We start from the raw sequence: 18,612 nt of genomic DNA, 5'->3' as shown, positions 1-18,612 counted from the left end.
TAATCGCCGTAATTTGGGTATAGTCGAACTATGATATTTCCATTGGAACATCTTGTAGAATTTACGGGCAACGTATACGAAATCACCTGCGCTTCGATCAGGCGCGCCTATCAGCTTTCCATGGTTCGCGATCCCGAGATCGAAGAAAATGACGGAAAAGTCGTTTCTCTCGCCGCGCGGCAGGTTTTTACCCGCAACGTCGAGTACCAGATCGAAGACAAATAAGGCTTTTTCTTCCATATGACCGATGCGCGGGATATTCCTGTTCTCGTCGTTTTCGGCGCGACCGCATCCGGAAAAACCTCTCTTGCGGACACCCTTTTTTCACAGAGCTCTTCTCCCTGCCCGGGAGAAGATTTTTCTTTTTTTAAAGGCCGGGCCGAAATCGTCAGCGCCGACTCCATGCAAGTATACCGCGGCATGGATATCGGAACGGCAAAGCCGCCGCGCTCCCTTCTCGAGCGTCTCCCCCATCATCTCTTCGATATCCGCGATCCCCGCGAACAGTTTTCCGCCGGCGACTTCGTTCGCTTAGCCGACGAACTGTGCCGTTCGATCTCCGGGAGAGGCCGTCTTCCCGTAATTCTCGGCGGAACCGGCTTTTACATCAGAAATTTTCTCTGCGGCCTGCCTTCCACTCCCGAATCGGACCCGATCCTCAGAAAGAATCTTCAGGACAGGGCCGAAATAGAGGGGACGGCGGCTATGCACCGCGAGCTGTCGGCGGTCGATCCCGAAAGCGCGGCTAAAATCCATCCCAACGACGAATACCGCATACTTCGCGCCCTTGAGGTGTTCCTGCAATCGGGCAAGCCCCGCAGCGCTCACGATCTGTCATCGCGTCTGCGCCCGGGATATCGGTTCAAGGTGATCTTTCTTGACCGTCCGCGCGCGCAGCTCTACGACCGGATTAATCTCCGCGTCGCCGAGATGTTCGAACAGGGCTTGCCGGAAGAATTCGCGCGGCTTTTGGAAGCGGGGCACGATAAGGCTGAGCCCGGCATGCAGGCGATCGGCTACCGCGAGTTTTTCCTCACGGATCCGCCCGGCGCCGACCCTTCGCGCATCCGTGAGGAAATCGCCCGGAACAGCAGAAAATACGCCAAGCGGCAGGAGGTGTTCATGTCCTCTATTCCCGGCGTGGAGCGCTGGAATCCCGAAGATCTCCCGTCAATTTATAACGCGGTACTTGACGCCTTTAGGGATTCTGTGCATACTTCGTAAAGTTTATTTGATAAGGAGTGCGGCCGTGCCCTGCGGAAAAAAAAGAAAACGCCAGAAAATCGCGACGCATAAGCGGAAGAAAAAACTCAGAAAGAACCGGCACAAGAAGAAATAATCCGAATCCCGTGCTAGGGCGGCCCGACGGCAGCGCTGCCGGGAATTGTTCTTTTCGGGTAACAGCTTCTAGCGGTATGCCTCCGGCTAGCCGGAGCGCAACTGTCTCGAGCGCGCTTATACGCATAAGAGACCGCAAACCTCGTGTTTGCGGTCTTTTTTTTTACGGTACGGTATGGTACACTTCTGACTTATGAATCATTCAATCCTTTCAGGAATTCGCTCTCCGCAGGATTTACGCTCTCTGTCGAATATAGAATTGAAAAATCTTTCCAATGAGCTCAGAAAACAGATAATAGAGGTCGTCGGCACAAACGGCGGCCATCTTTCCAGCAATCTCGGCGTTGTCGAGCTGACCATCGCCCTTCACCGCGTTTTCGAAAGCCCGCAGGATCAGTTCGTCTGGGACGTTGGTCATCAGTGCTATACGCACAAAATGCTCACCGGCCGTTTTGAACGGTTTTCCACGATACGCAAAAAAGACGGTCTTTCCGGCTTCCCCAAGCGCGAAGAAAGTCCGCACGATTCCTTCGATACCGGCCATTCTTCGACCTCGATTTCGGCCGCTTACGGCCTGTTGACCGCGAAAAAGCTTCGCGGCGAACCGGGAAAGGTCGTGGCAGTCATCGGCGACGGAGCTCTGACCGGGGGAATGGCCCTCGAGGCGCTGTCCCACGCCGGGCAGGGCCAGAACGATCTCGTGGTGATCCTCAACGACAACAAGATGTCCATCAGCCCCAATACGGGCGCCCTTTCCGAATACCTCAGCCGCCTCACGATGGGAGCCTCGTACCAGCGCTTCCGTTACCGGGTGGACCGCGTGGTTCGTTCGATTCCCCTGATCGGCGTCTTTCTCGCAAAAATCGTCCACAGGATGAAACGAGGCTTGAAAGGCCTGGTATTCAAGGACAACCTGTTCGTCGATCTGGGGTTTGAATACGTCGGGCCTCTCAACGGCCACAATATCGAAGAGCTGGAAAAGGTTCTCCGCGACGTCCGCGCCCTGAAGCGCCCGGTTGTCGTTCACGTGCTGACCCGCAAAGGGAAGGGCTACAGCCTCGCAGAAAACGATCCGTCGACCTTTCACGGCATCGGCCCGTTCTGCATCAGCGACGGAAAGGTAGAAAAATTCGATACCACCAGCTTCACCGAAGCCTTTTCCCGCTCATTGCTTGAAGAAGCTTCGCACGATCCCCGCATCGTCGCGATCACCGCCGCGATGGCGAAGGGCACCGGACTTGCCGCTTTTCAGCATCGATATCCCGACCGTTTTTTCGATGTCGGCATCGCCGAGCAGCACGCGGTCACCTTCGCCGGAGGCCTTGCCGCAGGCGGAATGCGTCCGGTAGTCGCGATTTACAGCACCTTCATGCAGCGCGCGGTCGACCAGCTCGTCCACGACGCCGCACTTCAAAAGCTCCCGGTCGTCTTCGCCCTCGACCGCTCCGGAGCCGTTCCGGACGACGGGGAAACTCATCAGGGACTCTTCGATATTGCTCTTTTCCGGCCGGTTCCCGGAGTTTCGATACTCGCTCCGGCCTCCGCCCGGGAGATGTCTCTTATGCTCTCGTGGGCTCTTGGCCGCGACGAACCGGTGATCATCCGCTATCCCAAGGCCGCCTGTCCCACCGAACAGAGCGCCTTCGACCTTCCCCTGGAAACGGGAAAAGGCGTATTCACCCAGAGGGACGGCGCGGACATCCTCATCGCCTGCACCGGCGGCATATACGCCGAAGTGCATGAAGCCGCGAACATGCTCGCGCGTTCAAGCCTTCCGGTCGATACGTACAACCTGCGATTCATCAAGCCCCTGGACGAAGACTTTCTTGTTTCCTGCGCTTCCGGCTATCGCGCCGTCCTGTTCGTGGAAGACGGCTCCGAAACCGGCGGCATCGCTTCCGATCTCGCGTCTATCGTACGCGAACGGCTTCCCCATGTACTGGCTGCCTCCATGGCCTTCCCGGATATTTTCTACCCCCAGGGAACCCGCCAGGAAATTCTCTCGTTTGCCGGGTTGTCCGCGGTCCATATCTACGACGAAGCCTTAAAGCTCCGCTCGTATATCGCGGCGGGTCAGAGCCGATGAGTCTATCCTTTCCCCTGCGAGACAGAATCCTTTACACCTCGGCTCCGGCTTTTATCATGGGCATAGTCAATGCCACCCCCGACTCCTTTTATCCGGGAAGCAGGGCAGGGAGCGTCGAGGACGCGGTCGAGCGCGCCTTGCAAATGGAAGCGGAAGGCGCAGACATAGTGGATATCGGCGGCGAATCGAGCCGGCCCGGCGGCGCCTACGTTTCCGCCGAGGAGGAGCTTTCCCGCGTCCTGCCGGTGATAGAAGGAATACGTTCGCGTTCCGCCGTCCCCATTTCCGTCGATACCCGAAAAGCCGCTGTCATGAAGGCCGCTCTCGATGCGGGAGCAGACATGTGCAACGATATCTCCGCCCTGGAAGACGATCACGCTCTTGCCGATCTATTGGCTGCGGCCGGGGCTCCGGTCGTGTTGATGCACAAAAAAGGGACTCCCGATACTATGCAGCTCGATCCCCGGTACGCCGATCCAGCCGCGGAGGTGCTTTCTTATCTTCTGGAGAGAGCCGAATACGCTCAAACGCGCGGAATCCGCAAAGACATGATAATCCTCGACCCGGGAATCGGATTCGGCAAACGAAAACAGGACAACCTCGCTCTCATCGCGGCAACCCGCCGTTTCACCGCCGCGGGCTATCCGGTGCTCATGGCCCTGTCCCGGAAAACCTGCATCGGCGACATGACCGGAAAGCCCGTTTCGCACCGGTTGGCGGGAACGCTCGCCGCGAATCAGATCGCCGTCGGCTTGGGCGCGCAATGGCTTCGGGTGCACGATGTGGGCGAAACGCGGGATATGCTGGCAGTCGTACAGGAGTTGCAGACTTATGGAATTCATTAAACGCCTCGCCGGGCTGTACACGACTGTGCAACCGGTTCTGGACATCCTGGTTTTATCGTTTCTCTTGTACCAGGTATACGGAATCCTGATAAAAACCCAGGCGGTTCAGCTGCTGAAGGGAGCGGTATCGCTTCTCATCATCTATGCCGTCGCCTTCATCCTCCGGCTTAATACGCTGTTATGGCTCTTGAACACCCTCGCTCCCGGTCTTTTGATCGGCGTGGCGATCGTGTTTCAGCCGGAATTGCGGAAAATCTTCTTGAAGATAGGACAAAGCGACTGGTTCCGAATGGGCAAGCGGTCCACTCACAGCCATCTCGATTCCGTCCTTACCTCCGCGGAAATCCTGTCCAAGCGGAGAAGGGGAATGCTTGCCGTCTTTACCCGAAAAAACGGATTGCGCGATATCGTTGAAACGGGGACCCGGCTGAACGCCGAGCTTTCTTCAAGCCTCCTCGTGACTATTTTCGGCCATGACACACCCCTTCACGACGGAGCCGTCATCATTCAGGGCGGCCGGGTCGTCGCCGCCGGATGCTTTCTTCCCCTTTCGGAACAGCAGGACATCAGAAAGTCCTTCGGAACCCGCCACCGCGCGGCTCTGGGCTTGTCGGAGGAAACCGACTCCGTCGTCATGATCGTATCCGAGGAGACCGGCGCCATCAGTCTGGCCTACGATTCGAAGCTGTATTACGATTTAACGTCTGCGGAAATCACCCGCCAGCTGGAGGGCCTCCTGGATCTTGGAGGAGACTCCTCCGCAATGGAGGATAGCGGCAATGAACGCCCGGAATTTGATTGAACGGTCTCTTGATAACTGGCCGGCTAAGATAATCTGCCTCACGCTTTCTCTCCTTCTGTTTCTCTTTTATCGGATGAGCACGCTGGAGGAGCGCTTTTTCTCCGCGCCCCTGAAAATAGAAGGAGACGCGCTGATGCTGCCGGCATCGGCATACCCGCGCATGATCAAGGTGCATTTGCGCGGAGAATCCACGAGCATCTTTCCGATCCTCGAATCAGACATCGAAACCTATATCGATCTATCCGGCATTCAACGGGAAGGCGAATACCGGGTGCCTGTCCGCGCCCGTCTTTCGGGGACGGCCATGAACGTCGTGCCCCTCGAGATCACCCTCGATCCGGCGGAAATCGTCATGAAGGTCGAGCATCGCCTCTCCCGCAAGGTTGCCGTTACTCCTGCCTTCCGCGGATATCCGGAAGCGGGATTCGAATTTTCCGGCTACAGCTTGAATCCTACCTTGCTCGAAATCGACGGCCCCCGTTCGGCCGTCGAATCGATTACGGATCTCGTGACAGACAGCATCGACCTTTCAGGCGTGAACCGTTCCTTCGAGGGATCTGTAACGGTCGGTTCGGGTTCCCCCCTCGTCCGATTATCCGGCGGCGGAAAAATCTCGTACCGGGTAACGATCAACGAGACGACCCTGCTGCGCACATTCGAAGACGTGCCCCTCTTTTTCGAGAACCTCGATTCGGATTTCGAAATCGAAGCGGACCAGCTCGTCGGCTCGATCCAGCTGAAGGGAACGCAGAACGAGTTGTCCGAATGGACGCTTCCCGAAAACGCGTTGACGGTTCTGTGCGGAAACGTGGTTTCTCCGGGAGTCTATAGCCTTCCCGTGCACGCCCTTGTTCCGCAGCGTTTCGAAGTTCTGCGGAGCACTCCGTCCGAAATACAGCTGACAGTGAGGAAAAAACAGGAATGATCGTCGGAATAGGCCTCGATGTAGTGCATGTCTCAAGGCTCGAGCGCTGGGAAAAAATCCCCGGCTTGCTCGATCGGTATTTCCACCCGGAAGAATTAGCGGCCGCCATGAGCCGGGGAAGCGGCGCGACTCTTTCCCTCGCCGCCCGTTTCGCCGCGAAGGAGGCCTTCGGCAAGGCCATCGGAACGGGGCTGAGCGGCATCACGCTGAAAAACATCCTCGTGCTGAACAATCACAACGGAAAGCCGTGCATTCACCTGTTCGGCAACGCATTGGAAGCATTCGAAAAATCGGGTGGAGAACAGGTGCATCTGAGCCTCACCCACGAACGGGACAACGCCCTCGCGATGGTCGTCGTCGAAGGAGGCTTGCATGGCGTCCAAGGATGATAAAGCGCCTTCCATTACCTTTTATACGAAAGAACAGACCCAGTGCCCCATCTGCAACGCGAAGTTCAAGCAGGAGAAAGTGATGTCCGGCGGAGGCCGGCTCATCGCCGGAAGCCTTACCGACGAATTGAGGCGTCTGTACGAACCTTCAGCCAAATTCGGCGAGGTTCTGCCCCTCGTATACGCGATGACCGTCTGCCCTAAATGCCTGTACGCCGCCTTTCCCCAGGATTTCTGCGTCCTCGACAAGGAAAGCCTCAACAAAATATACGACGGCATGCAGGACCGGTTTACCTCCGTCAAACAGCTTTTTTCTAAAATCGATTATGCCGGGTCCCGTACTCTCAACGAGGGTGCCGCTTCCTACTATCTCGCGCTTCTGTGCTACGAAAGCGTAGACACGAAGTACTCGCCGCATATCAAGCAGGGCTTGTGCGCCCTCAGGGGCGCCTGGCTGTTTTCCGATATGGGGAGAAAATTTCCTGAAGAGAATTATTCCTATATCGCCGATCTATTGTACCGGAAATCCCTCTTCTATTACCGCAGGGCGGTCGAGCTCGAAACCTCCGGGCAGGAGATGATAGCGAATTTAAAATCCTTCGGGCCTGATCTCGACAAGAACTACGGATTCGACGGCGTTCTGTATCTGGCTGCTCTGCTCGAAGTAAAATACGGGTCCCGCACCGACCCTGAAAAAAGGCGCGAGCTTCTCGCCTATCATCGCAGATCGCTCGCGAAGATGTTCGGGCTGGGAAGATCGTCCCGCAATAAGCCGGGGCCGCTGCTCGAACACGCGCGGAATCTCTACGATTCGATCGTTGCAGAAATCAACGAGGACGCCGAAGACGAATGAAAGGCCCGGAAACAGAATCGCTCCCCTTGAGAAACATAAAGCTCAAAATTTCTTACGACGGCTCCCGTTTTCTCGGCTGGCAGCGCCAAAGCGAACAGGCCGCCGGAAAGGGCAGAACCGTGCAGGAAGAGATTGAAAAGGCGCTGGAAAAGATGCACGGCCACCCGGTTCCCCTCATCGGCTCCGGACGCACGGACTCGGGCGTCCACGCCGCGGGGCAAGCCGCGAATTTCCATACCGATATCGCCCGCATTCCTCCGGAACGTTTCGTCCCGGCTCTCAATTCCCTGCTTCCCCTCGACGTGCGCATCATGGATTCCTGCGAGGCTCCGCCTTCCTTCCACGCGAGATTCGACGCGAGGGCCAGGACGTATCGCTTTTTTCTGTACTGCGGATCGAGGCCCTGCGCCCACGAAATGCCCTATGTATGGGCTCTCGGCAGATGGCCCGATGTCCGTCTCTTGAACCGGATGGCTTCCTGTCTTCGCGGCGAAATTGATTGTTCGGCCTTCACCGCCTCGGGCGATCAGAGCAAAACCCGCACCCGCTATTTGTACGGGGCGCGCTTTTTTCCGGAAGGCGAAAAGCTTGTTTTCGAAATCTCCGCGAACGCGTTTCTCTGGAAGATGGTCCGCTCGATTCTGGGAACGCTGATTGATTTGGAGCGGCGCGGCGCACAGGCGGGAGAGTTCTCGGCCATCCTCGAATCCCGCGACCGTTCGCGCGCGGGCCCGACAGCCCCCGGTACGGGACTCTTTCTCTGGGATGTCCGATACTGATGTACCGAGTCCGGCATCTCCGTCCGTCCTACAGAAGAGCAGCCGGATCTACGTCTATTTCGAGATGAATCCCCGGCAGGGGCTTATAACCTGTCTGGAAGGAACGGGCAGCCTTCAGAAGCGGCCCCAGCGTTTTTCCCCGCAGAATCAAATGATGGCGCCAGTTCCCCGAAACCTGCGCGAGCGGGCACTCTGAAGGGCCCATCAGCTCGCATTCGCCCGGCAGCAGCTTCTCCATTATTTTCGCCGCGCCCTCGGCCGCGGCCTCGGCTTTTCCCTGATCCTTGCTCCGGAATACGAGCCTGATAAGCCGCGAGAAGGGCGGAAACCCGAGCTCTTCGCGCTGCTCGAGCTCCCAATCGTAAAAGCCTTCCACATCGATTTTCGACGCATGGACGATGGCCGGATGCCTTGGATTCCATGTTTGAATGAGGACTCTTCCGTCCGGAAAAAATCTGCCGGCCCTTCCTGCGACCTGTACGATGAGCGCGAACGTCCGCTCGGCCGCCCTGAAATCGGGCATATGCAGGCCCGTATCGGCGAGCGCGATTCCCACGAGGCGAACTCCGGGGAAATTGAGGCCTTTCGCGATCATTTGCGTACCCAGCAGAACGTCGATTTTTCCCGATCTGAATTCGTCAAGCACGCTTTTCAGCGCTCCCTTCTCGCCGAGCGAGTCGGTATCGAGACGCTTTACGGAGAGATTCGGAAAGGTTCGAGCCACCTCGTCTTCGATGAATTCGGTTCCGAATCCCGCGTATCCGACGTCGAGCGATCCGCATTCCGGGCACGACCTCGGAGGCGCGAGCTGAAGGCCGCAATAATGGCATTTCATGACTCCCTGAGCCTTGTGCCAGGTGAGGGGAACCGAACAGTTTTTGCATTTCATTTCATAGCTGCAGGTATTGCAGCGGAAAAAATGCGTAAAACCTCTGCGGTTAAGGAAGAGTATCGTCTGGCGTCCCGCTTCTTTCGTCGCCTGAATTTCTGTTACAAGTTCATCCGAGAGGGCTCCGTCGGCTCCTCCCAGATTGACGATTTTGATTTCCGGCGGGGCTCCGCCGGATAAACGCTTGGTGAGCGTGAAGGTGCGGATACGTCCGTTTTTCATCTGATGCCACGCTTCGAGCGAGGGCGTCGCGCTTCCCATAACCAGGGCGCACCCCGCGCGGGCGCAGCGGTGCATGGCGACCTGCCGCGCGTGATAGCGGGGAGTCGTGCCCGACTTGTATGAGTTATCGTGTTCCTCGTCGATGATGACGAGCCCGAGGTTCTCGATGGGAGCGAATACCGCGCTTCGGGCGCCCACGGCGACGCGGGCCTCTCCACGGCGCAGGCGCATCCATTCGGTCAGCTTCTGGCTGCCGGTAAGCCCCGAATGCAGCACCGCGGCGGTCTTTCCGAACCGTTTCGCGACTGCCTCTATCACCTGATGGGTAAGCGCGATTTCCGGAACGAGGTAGATGACCCCTTTCCCCTGTTTGAGTATCTCTTCCGCGGCCTGGAGGAATACCTCTGTTTTGCCTGTCCCGGTCAAACCGTAGATGTAGGAGGGCGTTCCGCTTTCCGCGTCGAGAATCCCGCGCACGGCCTGCGTCTGTTCTTCCGACAGCGAGACCGCGAGGTCCGCGAACTCTTCGTCCTCGAAGGAAAATCCGGGACCCGAGGATTCGCGCTTACCGGAGGGCAGCATCGCCGAAAGCGCCTCTCCTTGAGCGCAGAGGTAGAACGAGGAGATCCATGCTGATAGGTCGGCCTCGTTTTGACCGTAGAGGCATTCCTTGTCGACGACCCGCAGAATCGGCTTGACCGCGGAGCTTTCAAGCGGAAAATTCTCTGGAAGCTCTTCCCTGTCGGCTATAACGAAGCCGATCAGGATCCGCGAACCGAATCTGACTTCTACCCGTTTCCCCAGAAGGCTTTCCCCGGGAGCCGGATTTTTATAGGTGAACGATTGATAGACCGGAACATTCAAAACGACTTCAACCCAGGCGGGCATCAGAAGTCTCTCCTGCCGGCCGAATCGAGTATTGTTTTCAGCGTCTTCAAATGTTCCCAAGCCGGTCTTTTCAGCTGGGGATCGGCGAGCAGATCGGCCGGATGGTAGGTTCCGATAACAGGGGTTCCTTTCCAGAGGGTCTTCCTGCCGAACATCATTTCTCCGGGTTCGGAGCTTCCTGCCAGAAGCCTCGCCGCGCCTTCTCCGAGCGACAGAACCGCCAGAGGCGAAATCAGACGAAGCTCGCTTTCGAACCAGGGCGCGCAACCGTCCGCGCCGAATCTTCCGGTATTAGACTCCTGCGAGTCTGCGCATTTGATCAACGCGGTGATTCTGCAATTCGTACCCGGATCGAGAGCTATTGCTGAAAGCATTTTTAAAAGGAGCGCATATTCGGGAGAGCTTTCGTCAGTGTTCAGCGGACGCTCGGATACTACCAGCACCTCAACGGCGCCCGGTTCGAAGGTTCCGCATCCCGGATGCGGCTTCCCGCTTTGATCTTCGCATCGGCGGCAGCTTTCAAGCGCCTCGGCGAAGTCCCGATGCGTCGGGCAGAACGGAACCGGGTCCGGCGAATCCCGGAAAACCGGCGGGTTCGCTTCGATTTTCCTGCCTTCGACCCAACCCTGTGCGAGCGTTAAAAAGTCGTATATGTCTGATTTTTCCTGAGCTTTCATGAGTGTCCCCACTATATCCTGAATTCCCCGGGGCGCAATAATATGATATACTCGGAAAAAAGGGGCTTTTGTTGAAAATAGTCATGTTTTCCGACGCATATTGGCCGCGCGTCAACGGCGTCACCGTCTCCGTGGATTCTTTCTCGAAAGAGCTCATCCGCCTCGGCCATGAAGTGGTCATCATTTGTTCTTTTTATCCCGAATCGCAGGCTGTCGAACGCATGTCGACCCCCACCATGGACAAGCGCGAAAACGAGATGGATCCCGTCGTCATCCGGGTCCCTTCCTATCCCTTGCCGATATCCCGGGAAGACCGTCTGGCTAAGTTCCATAAATGGTTTTGGGTGTCCAAACAGCTCAACGCCTTTAATCCCGATATTATCCATGTCAACTCCGAATTCGTGATAGGGGAATTCGGTTTTTACTACGCGAAATTGCATAATCTCCCCGTCGTATATACCTTTCATACGCTCTGGGAGGACTACGCCGCAAATTACATCCCCTATGTGCCGGAAATCCTGCTCAGGCGCGTCGCCAGGCATATCATCCGGAACATGGCAAAGCGCGCGGACGCGATCATCGCTCCCTCGGCGGAAATTCTTGAAGTATTGAAGCGGTATAAAATCAAACAGGAAACGCATCTGTTGCCTACCGGCATCGATCCGCTCCTTTTCAACAAGCACCCCAGCGAAGTAGAAGATTTCAGGCGCAGGATGGAGGAAAAATATCCGCTGATCGCGGGGAAACGCCTCCTTCTCTTCGCCGGAAGGGTCGGCAACGAAAAAAACCTTTCCTTTCTCCTGCGCATATTGCCCGGAATCGTAGAGAAGCATCCCGACGTCCTCTTGTTCATCGCGGGAAATGGTCCCGATCTTCCCCGGTTCGTCGAAGAATCGGAACATCTTGGAGTAGCCGAGCATTGCGTTTTTTCAGGCTATCTCGATCGATCAGACCTTGCTCTCGTTTACGCGATGTCTGAACTGTTCGTGTTTCCCTCTCGCACCGAAACACAGGGTCTCGTCACGATCGAAGCGATGCTTTCCGGCATTCCCGTCGTCGCGATAGGCGAGATGGGAACTGTAACCGTAATGGGCGGCGACAACGGCGGCTTCATGGTGAAAAACGATCCGGCGGAGTTTTCATCGCGCGTATGCGACCTCCTCGGAGATCCCGCCTTGTACGAGCGCAAGGTCGAAGAAGCGCGCGTCCACGCCCAATCATGGACTATCGGAACCATGGCGAAGCGTCTGGAACGCATCTATCGCGGTCTCATCTCGGACCATCCGAAAGGTTTCCGAAAATGAAGGAACAGATCGCCTTTTTGTACATGAATACCGGAGGCGGACATATCGCTCCCGCGCGCGCGCTGGAAAAAGAAATAAACCGCCTGTTTCCCGACGATTGCGGGACTGTCCTGCATCACGGATTCAGCGAGCGCATGAAGGCGTCCCGGTTTTTTTTCGAAGACGGGTATAGGCTCACCACGAATTATTTCGAGTCGGGCTACGTCCTTTTTTATAGAATGACTGCCTGGCCGATCGCGATTCATTTCGGAAACTACCTGATTTCCGTCCACGGCATCACCGATCTCATCAGATTTTTCCGGTCGAACAACATCACGAAGGTCGTATGCCTTCACGAAGTGTTGATCCTGATCACCAGAGCCGCCCTCGACGCCGTCGATCCGTCTATACCCCTTATAACCGTCGTAACTGATCCTTACACCGCTCACGGCCTCTGGTTTTACGAAAAACGGAATAACCTCGTCGTTTTTTCAGAGAAACTCAGAGCGGAAGCGATCGAAAAGCACGGATTCCCCGAAGACCGCCTGCATGTATTTCCCTTCATCCTCTCGAGAAAATTCGACCAGCCTTATACCGAAGAAGAAAAACGTCTCGCCCGAGAACGCCTCGGATTTCCGCAGGACGGGAAGATCCTTCTCGTCGCGGGAGGCGGGGAGGGGCTGAAAAAGGCCGATCGCCTTGTTTCGCGCTTCGCAGACGACGAACGATCCGAAACCCTGGTCGTCGTTTGCGGGAAAAACTCGATCCTCCGCCGGCGGGTTGAAGCCATCGCAGAGTCGAAACGCGCAAAAAACATAAGGGTGTACGGCTTCGTTCCGTTCATGTGCGATCTGGTGAATATCGCCGATTGCGTTATAACGAAGGGCGGCGCCTCGACCGTAATGGAAGTCCTTGCGGCAAAGAAGCCGGTCATATTTTCGACGTTTATACGCGGCCAGGAATGGGGAAACGTTCTTTTCGCCGTAAACTCCGGCGCAGGCTGGCATCTGACCAAGCCCCGGCAGATATTGGATAAAGCTTATGAAATACTTGAAGATTCTTCCCTTCGGGAGAAAATACGATCCCGAATCGACCGTCTCGCTCTCCGCAACGGACTTGAAGAAGTAGCCCGCTTTATTCATTCATTCAAAAAAGGGTAGGGGACAAGTGATTTCAAGCAATTCTGAATCACCCTTGTTCATGCCCTTATTTCAGGGTATATTGTGGCACACATGAAACAGAAAATTGCGCTCCTGTATCTTAAAACAGGAGGAGGCCATCTTTCAGGCGCAAAAGCCATTTCCCGGGTGCTGAGCGAATCCTATAGCGATACCTCGGTCCCCGTTCTTCATGACGGCTTCACCGGCAGGATGCGCCATCATCGGTTCTTTTTCGAATTCGGCTACCAGTTTTCCACGAATTATTTCGAATCGTTTTACGTCCTTTTTTACTATCTGACGCGCAATACCTTTTTAGTTCGCCTTCTCAAGCCGGTCATGTCGAGCCAGATCTCGACAAACCTGGCCAGATTCATTCGCAGGGAAGGCATCACCAAGGTTGTCGTTCTCCATTCCCTTCTGGTGACCATGGCCCGCGACGCGATAGACTCCGTCGACCCGTCGATTCCCCTGATCACGGTGGTGATGGATCCGTTTTCTGCGCACTACGGATGGTTTTATGAAAAACGCACCGAACTTATCGTATTTTCCCGCAAGCTGCTTCGCGAGGCGACCGACCGATACTCCTTCCCGGCGGATAAAATTCATTTGTTCCCGTTTATGCTTTCCCCCCGCTTCTCCAAGCCGTTTACAGAAGAAGAAAAACAAGCCGCCCGCAAGCGCCTCGGGTTTTCCCCCGATACGAAAATTATTCTCATCGCCGGAGGCGGAGAGGGCTTGAAAGGCGCAGGGAACTTAGTGAAGGCCTTCCTGAAGCAGGATTTAGGAGTCCATATCGCAGTAGTTTGCGGGAAAAACAGGCTTTTAAAGAAGTCTCTCGACTCCCTCTCTTCGCGCCTTCCTCCCGGACGCCTGTCGGTGTACGGCTTCGTCGATTTTATGAGCGATCTGATGAACGTTTCGGATTGCATCGTCACCAAGGGCGGCCCTTCCACCGTGATGGAAGCCCTGGCAGTTCGAAAACCGGTTATTCTGAGCACCTTTATCAGGCCTCAGGAACGGGGCAACATGCTTTTTATAGTAGAAAACAAGGTCGGCTGGTATTATTCGGATCCTGCGAAAGTAGTCGCGCAGGCGAGAAACGTTCTTGAAAATTCCGGATTGAACTCGTCTGTTCTCGAGAAGATAGACGCCTTGCAGATACGAAACGGCATCGACGACATCGTCCGTTTCATTCATGATTATTAAATCGAACCTTTATTAGCAGGAGTGGATCGTTATGAGAATTCGAAATACAGCCGTGATTGCGCTGCTTTTTATTGTTTTTTCCTCTTCTGTGTTTTCGCAAGTTTCCGCGGATCCGGACGATTTTTTTTATACGGATTTGAATAGGTGGGAAACGCTCGGCCTGGTTACGAATCTTCCTTCATCCCGTCCGTATCCCATGCAGATGGTTAAGGAAATCCTTCAGATCGTGCTCGAAAAAGGCGATAATTCGGACCGCGCAATCGCCCGTGAACATCTTGATCGCATCTTCGGAAGGGTAATGTCTCCCGGCGTCAGAACTGAAGCCGCATACAACCTAGCCGACAGCTCGAAACAGCTCGGCGTCGCGATGGCCCTCGACGCGAATTATCAGATTGAAGATTTCTTCTCCGTCAGCGCGTCCATAGACGGATGGGCGATCAACCGCCTTCCGAACAACGAACTGTTGCCCTCTAATACGCTATCATCGAAGGACCTTATCGAAGATCAGGTAAAGGCCGGGCCGTTCTACATACTGCCTTCAATTAATTCATCTTTTTCTGTCGGAAACACGGAATATTACGCCCAGGCTGGTTTAATGAGGGGTTCCTGGGGACCCATTCATTCGAACGGAGTCATTCTCCCTTCAAGCGCGTTTCACACCGGTCAGTACACAGTAGCGATCAACAAGGAAAAATGGGGGTTCGATACAGCCCTGTATTCCCTGGTCGCAACCTCGATCGATAATCCAGTCGAATTTAATCCCGAGAAATTCCTGGCAGTACACTCCATCGACTGGAGGCCGTATAGGTGGCTCTCGTTCAGCCTTGTCGAATCGGTCGTGTACGGGAACAGGATCGAGCCCCTCTATCTTCTTCCGTTTTCCGTCTACTTCACCAGCCAGGGGCTCGTCGGATTTGCGGACAACAGCATGATCGGCGGAACCTTTTCGGTGCTTCCCGCAAAGGGCGTCAAGATCGACGGAGTGCTGTACACCGACGATATCGGCTTCAACGACGTCATCCGGTTCAACAAAGACCAGAAATGGCGCATCGCGGGCCAGCTCGCGGCTTCTTGGGCGCCTAAAATCCATCCGATGCTTCGCTTCCTCAAAGCGGATTACACCATGGTCACTCCGTACACCTATTCGCATAAGGAAAGCGACTCTCTCGATTCCTCAGCGCCGAACTATCAGAATTACACCCATGCGGGACAGGCTCTCGGAGCGTCGCTTGAGCCGAACTCCGACCGCTTGAATCTTTCCGTAACCGTTACCCCTCTGGAGAAGCTCGACGTAGATATTGTCGGCACGCTCATCAGACACGGCAATGTCAACGAGAACATCCAACAAGACTGGGTTCGCGAATATGTGGCAGGCTCGCTCGATTACGTCACCGACGGTTCGGTGAACAACTCATCGTATACGAAAACCGGACATGCCTATAACCATGGTACGCCCTTCCTCACGCAGGATACCCTGCAATACATCTGGCAGACCGGTTTCGACGTAAAATGCCGCCTGCCCGTGTTGAAGACGGGCGGATACATGCTCTTTAAGCTTGGATACCGTTTTGAATTGAATTTGAACGACGGCATCAACAGCAATGTGTATGCCAGTGACTCGTCGCTTGATCCGGACGATACCGCCGCAGTCGATGCCGCCGCAGCCGCGCAGCTCGCCGAATGGAAGGCAAACGCGGGCGGAAGGGAAATCGACAACATCATCACAGTCGGCTTCGAGTACTATTACTAGTAAGCCGTTTCGTACAGTTATTCGCGGGTCTGCTCGCCGTCTTCGTCGGCGGCGAGAATCCGGCCGCTGTAAATGACCTTGGGATAGATGACGATGCCGAGGCTCTTTTCTATCCGCGACAGGGATCTGAGCTCTTTTTCGTCGCCGAATATCGCGTTGATTCCGGATTTTCCCGCGCGGGCTGTTCTTCCAGCCCGGTGGATAAAGAAGTCCTTGTTTTCGTTCACATCGAGCTGCACCACGCAGGTTACGTCCGGAATGTCCAGTCCGCGCGCGGATAAATCGCTCGTGACCAGCACCTTGCTTCTTCCGCTCCTGAAATCGTCGATGCTTTTTTTTCTCGATATTTTGTCCATTTTAGCGTGCAGCCCGGCGCATTCTATTTTGCTCCATTGTAGCTTCGAAACAATCATATCGACCTGTCCGGCTACCGCGGTGAATACGAGAACCTTTTCCTGTTTCGCCGCGAGCAGAAATCTGCGCAGGGTGTCGATTTTATCGCGGCCTTCCGCGTAAAAAGCCCAGTGCGAAATTTTCCGCTTCAGCACGTCTTCCGGGGGAAGCGTGAGAAGGGTGAGTTTGTACGGTTTCTTGGCCTTTTTGGATGTTTTGGCAATCTCTTCTCCGCCCTCGGCCGGCTCTTCGGCTTGTTGATGCGCTTCAACCTGGGGTATCATGTTTTCCAGCAAACTGGCGTGATGCGTGCTCAAAGTGGCCGAACATGCAATATACTGGGCGGACGCGGGCATGAGAGACAGAATTTCCGAGATAAGATCGCGCATCTCGGGAGCCAGCATCCGGTCGCTTTCATCGAGCACTACCATGCCGATTCCGTGAACCTTGAGTTTTTTCAGCCTGATAAGCTCGATTATCCTGGCGGGGCCTCCCACCAGAATAGTCGGTTTCGCCTTGAGCATCTCGATCTGGCGCTTCAACGGAGCGCCTCCGATGCAAAGCGCCGCGGTAACCGGAAGCCCCGAATCTTTTGCCAGAGACATTGCTTCTCCCTTGATTTGAGAAGCGAGTTCATGGGTCGGCGCCAACACCAGAATTTTCGGCGTAACGTTTCCTTCCATTTCAAGGGCTTTCATAAAAGCGGGCAGCAGATAGCAAAATGTCTTGCCCGTGCCTGTTTCAGACTGGAAAAGTATATTTTCCCCGGCGATGATGCGGGGTATGACCTGCTCCTGGACAGGGGTCGGTTCGGTTATTTTTTTTGATTCAAGAGCTGCGCAAAGTTCCGTGCGCACGGAAAGACCGGAAAAAGTATTCATACGACAGAGGATAGCATAAAGGGGACAAAAGTGCTATGATAGGTAAATACGAAGGGCTGGATTGGAGGATTACGGATTGAGAATCGGCATAAATGCCTTCGGTTGCGATCATGGAAGATCCGGGACAGGCTCCTATCTGTCGTCCCTGATCAAGAATCTGGGCGACATACCCCATGAAATAGAACTATTCGGACCAGAGCTGGATCGGTACACCTATACTTCCGGAATGGATTCAATCAGTTATTTCGGAGTATCAACGGGCGATTCCCTCTTTGCCGAGCGTCTGTGGCACGCCGCTTCCTACGGCTCCTTCGTTCGAAAACGAAAATACGACGCGGTCCTGTTTCCCTCCGGAACAAAGCTTCTTCCCCTCTCGTTCGATGTTCCTTCTTTCGTAGTAGTTCAAGACCTCGTATCCGATCTTCACCGAAATTCCGACGACGGCGCGATTTTCGGCATCTACCGCAGACAGCTCAAAAAAGCCTCCCGAATCATCGCCGCCAGCCGGAGCGTCCGCGACGACCTGGTAAACGAAAAAATCCCTGCGGAAAAAATCACCGTCATCCATCACGGAATCGATACTTCTCTGTTCTATCCGAGAGAGACCTCGGACTCGGAAGCGATACTCATACATCCTTTTTCCATCAGACGACCGTACATCATTTACGCCTCAAGAGTGGCGTATCCCTCGAAAAATCATGTCGAGCTTATAAAGGCCTTCGCGTTGTTCAAACAAAAAACCGGCGCACCTCATCGCCTCGTTTTGGCAGGAGCCGACGGAGTCAACGCCGAGGTGGTTCATCGCGAAGTGCTCAATTCGCCCGTGTCGTCGGATATTCTTCTTACCGGCTATTTTCCTCATCAAAATCTGCCTGAATTATATTCTGCCGCGGACGCGTGCATATTCCCTTCTTCCGCTGAGGGCGTAGGAATGCCCGTTCTGGAAGCGATGGCCTGTTCCATTCCGGTCGCCTGCGCGCGCTCCGGAGCGCTTCCGGAAATCGCGGGAGACTGCGCCCTGTACTTCGATCATACGAATCCGGAGGAAATCGCCGCCTGCATCGAACAGCTCGTCCGCAAACAGAACGGCGAGAACGACAACCTTCGCTCTTCCCTTGTTCAGAAAGCTTCCGGCTGGGTGTCTTCTTTCAGTTGGGAGAACTGCGCGCGGGAAACGGTCGACTGCATCGAATCAGCTCTTCGAACGCTATAAAAAAAAGGCTGTCCGGCACCTTCGTGCAAGACA

The 18,612-nt window shown here is 55.2% G+C and carries 17 protein-coding genes; 14 read left to right on the top strand and 3 right to left on the bottom strand.

Features of this window, described 5'->3' with window-relative positions; translation table 11 throughout:
- The first annotated feature begins 30 nt into the window (after nt 1–30).
- From K7J14_RS09310 to truA, 9 genes are all read left to right on the top strand, one after another.
- The gene (locus K7J14_RS09310) at nt 31–225 is read left to right on the top strand and encodes a DNA-directed RNA polymerase subunit omega (protein WP_230755560.1); all 195 of its coding nucleotides are present in this window, start codon (nt 31–33) and stop codon (nt 223–225) included.
- Between the two features lie 15 nt (nt 226–240).
- Nucleotides 241–1,224 (top strand): tRNA (adenosine(37)-N6)-dimethylallyltransferase MiaA, encoded by a 984-nt coding sequence (gene miaA, locus K7J14_RS09305; RefSeq protein WP_230755559.1) that lies wholly within the window; start codon nt 241–243, stop codon nt 1,222–1,224.
- Nucleotides 1,225–1,531: 307 nt separating this feature from the next.
- Nucleotides 1,532–3,424 carry a 1-deoxy-D-xylulose-5-phosphate synthase gene (dxs, locus tag K7J14_RS09300; RefSeq protein WP_230755557.1) on the top strand — a complete coding sequence of 631 codons (1,893 nt, stop codon included), beginning with the start codon at nt 1,532–1,534 and terminating at the stop codon, nt 3,422–3,424.
- On the top strand, nt 3,421–4,269 hold the full coding sequence (gene folP / locus K7J14_RS09295; RefSeq protein WP_230755555.1) for a dihydropteroate synthase: 849 nt from the start codon (nt 3,421–3,423) through the stop codon (nt 4,267–4,269). The genes dxs and folP overlap by 4 nt, the downstream gene beginning before the upstream one ends.
- Nucleotides 4,256–5,071, top strand: coding sequence for a diadenylate cyclase CdaA (gene cdaA, locus K7J14_RS09290; protein WP_230755553.1), 816 nt, complete (start codon nt 4,256–4,258; stop codon nt 5,069–5,071). The genes folP and cdaA overlap by 14 nt, the downstream gene beginning before the upstream one ends.
- The gene (locus tag K7J14_RS09285; protein WP_230755551.1) at nt 5,049–5,996 is read left to right on the top strand and encodes a CdaR family protein; all 948 of its coding nucleotides are present in this window, start codon (nt 5,049–5,051) and stop codon (nt 5,994–5,996) included. The genes cdaA and K7J14_RS09285 overlap by 23 nt, the downstream gene beginning before the upstream one ends.
- On the top strand, nt 5,993–6,385 hold the full coding sequence (locus K7J14_RS09280; RefSeq protein WP_230755549.1) for a holo-ACP synthase: 393 nt from the start codon (nt 5,993–5,995) through the stop codon (nt 6,383–6,385). The genes K7J14_RS09285 and K7J14_RS09280 overlap by 4 nt, the downstream gene beginning before the upstream one ends.
- Complete coding sequence (locus K7J14_RS09275; RefSeq protein ID WP_230755547.1) at nt 6,369–7,238, top strand: DUF2225 domain-containing protein; 870 nt, start codon at nt 6,369–6,371, stop codon at nt 7,236–7,238. The genes K7J14_RS09280 and K7J14_RS09275 overlap by 17 nt, the downstream gene beginning before the upstream one ends.
- A complete protein-coding gene (truA, locus tag K7J14_RS09270; protein ID WP_230755545.1) occupies nt 7,235–8,017 on the top strand; it encodes a tRNA pseudouridine(38-40) synthase TruA in 783 nt (260 codons plus the stop codon). The genes K7J14_RS09275 and truA overlap by 4 nt, the downstream gene beginning before the upstream one ends.
- A 28-nt stretch (nt 8,018–8,045) precedes the next feature.
- Here the strand turns inward: truA and priA are convergent, their stop codons facing one another.
- Nucleotides 8,046–10,016: a replication restart helicase PriA gene (priA, locus tag K7J14_RS09265; protein WP_230755544.1), complete on the bottom strand. Its 1,971-nt coding sequence runs from the start codon at nt 10,014–10,016 to the stop codon at nt 8,046–8,048.
- A complete protein-coding gene (locus tag K7J14_RS09260) occupies nt 10,016–10,693 on the bottom strand; it encodes a uracil-DNA glycosylase family protein (protein ID WP_230755541.1) in 678 nt (225 codons plus the stop codon). Before K7J14_RS09260 ends, priA begins: the two co-directional genes overlap by 1 nt.
- A gap of 71 nt (nt 10,694–10,764) precedes the next feature.
- On the opposite strand from K7J14_RS09260, the gene K7J14_RS09255 reads away from it, so the two are divergent.
- The 4 genes from K7J14_RS09255 to K7J14_RS09240 all read left to right on the top strand — a co-directional run bounded on the left by K7J14_RS09255 (nt 10,765) and on the right by K7J14_RS09240 (nt 16,092).
- Entirely contained in the window at nt 10,765–11,997 is a 1,233-nt protein-coding gene (locus K7J14_RS09255) for a glycosyltransferase (RefSeq protein ID WP_230755539.1), read from the top strand.
- On the top strand, nt 11,994–13,136 hold the full coding sequence (locus tag K7J14_RS09250) for a glycosyltransferase (protein WP_230755537.1): 1,143 nt from the start codon (nt 11,994–11,996) through the stop codon (nt 13,134–13,136). Before K7J14_RS09255 ends, K7J14_RS09250 begins: the two co-directional genes overlap by 4 nt.
- Nucleotides 13,137–13,208: 72 nt before the next feature.
- Nucleotides 13,209–14,342, top strand: a complete 1,134-nt coding sequence (locus tag K7J14_RS09245; protein ID WP_230755535.1) for a glycosyltransferase — start codon at nt 13,209–13,211, stop codon at nt 14,340–14,342.
- A 31-nt stretch (nt 14,343–14,373) separates the two neighbouring features.
- The gene (locus K7J14_RS09240) at nt 14,374–16,092 is read left to right on the top strand and encodes a hypothetical protein (RefSeq protein ID WP_230755534.1); all 1,719 of its coding nucleotides are present in this window, start codon (nt 14,374–14,376) and stop codon (nt 16,090–16,092) included.
- 17 nt (nt 16,093–16,109) lie between these two features.
- Here the strand turns inward: K7J14_RS09240 and K7J14_RS09235 are convergent, their stop codons facing one another.
- Nucleotides 16,110–17,366: a DEAD/DEAH box helicase gene (locus tag K7J14_RS09235; protein ID WP_230755532.1), complete on the bottom strand. Its 1,257-nt coding sequence runs from the start codon at nt 17,364–17,366 to the stop codon at nt 16,110–16,112.
- 76 nt (nt 17,367–17,442) lie between these two features.
- Between K7J14_RS09235 and K7J14_RS09230 the strand changes: the two genes are divergently transcribed.
- Complete coding sequence (locus K7J14_RS09230; protein ID WP_230755530.1) at nt 17,443–18,579, top strand: glycosyltransferase family 4 protein; 1,137 nt, start codon at nt 17,443–17,445, stop codon at nt 18,577–18,579.
- Nucleotides 18,580–18,612 lie beyond the last annotated feature (33 nt).

This window comes from Teretinema zuelzerae (genome assembly GCF_021021555.1).
Classification (GTDB): domain Bacteria; phylum Spirochaetota; class Spirochaetia; order Treponematales; family Treponemataceae; genus Teretinema; species Teretinema zuelzerae.
Note: the sequence above shows the minus strand (reverse complement) of the source record. Positions and strands in the feature narration are given on the sequence as shown.

Bases quoted from the DNA above. Each gene is read 5' to 3' on its own strand.
- K7J14_RS09310 (WP_230755560.1), top strand. From the start codon at position 31: ATGATATTTCCATTGGAACATCTTGTAGAATTTACGGGCAACGTATAC.
- miaA (WP_230755559.1), top strand. From the start codon at position 241: ATGACCGATGCGCGGGATATTCCTGTTCTCGTCGTTTTCGGCGCGACC.
- dxs (WP_230755557.1), top strand. From the start codon at position 1,532: ATGAATCATTCAATCCTTTCAGGAATTCGCTCTCCGCAGGATTTACGC.
- folP (WP_230755555.1), top strand. From the start codon at position 3,421: ATGAGTCTATCCTTTCCCCTGCGAGACAGAATCCTTTACACCTCGGCT.
- cdaA (WP_230755553.1), top strand. From the start codon at position 4,256: ATGGAATTCATTAAACGCCTCGCCGGGCTGTACACGACTGTGCAACCG.
- K7J14_RS09285 (WP_230755551.1), top strand. From the start codon at position 5,049: ATGAACGCCCGGAATTTGATTGAACGGTCTCTTGATAACTGGCCGGCT.
- K7J14_RS09280 (WP_230755549.1), top strand. From the start codon at position 5,993: ATGATCGTCGGAATAGGCCTCGATGTAGTGCATGTCTCAAGGCTCGAG.
- K7J14_RS09275 (WP_230755547.1), top strand. From the start codon at position 6,369: ATGGCGTCCAAGGATGATAAAGCGCCTTCCATTACCTTTTATACGAAA.
- truA (WP_230755545.1), top strand. From the start codon at position 7,235: ATGAAAGGCCCGGAAACAGAATCGCTCCCCTTGAGAAACATAAAGCTC.
- priA (WP_230755544.1), bottom strand. From the start codon at position 10,016: ATGCCCGCCTGGGTTGAAGTCGTTTTGAATGTTCCGGTCTATCAATCG.
- K7J14_RS09260 (WP_230755541.1), bottom strand. From the start codon at position 10,693: ATGAAAGCTCAGGAAAAATCAGACATATACGACTTTTTAACGCTCGCA.
- K7J14_RS09250 (WP_230755537.1), top strand. From the start codon at position 11,994: ATGAAGGAACAGATCGCCTTTTTGTACATGAATACCGGAGGCGGACAT.
- K7J14_RS09245 (WP_230755535.1), top strand. From the start codon at position 13,209: ATGAAACAGAAAATTGCGCTCCTGTATCTTAAAACAGGAGGAGGCCAT.
- K7J14_RS09240 (WP_230755534.1), top strand. From the start codon at position 14,374: ATGAGAATTCGAAATACAGCCGTGATTGCGCTGCTTTTTATTGTTTTT.
- K7J14_RS09235 (WP_230755532.1), bottom strand. From the start codon at position 17,366: ATGAATACTTTTTCCGGTCTTTCCGTGCGCACGGAACTTTGCGCAGCT.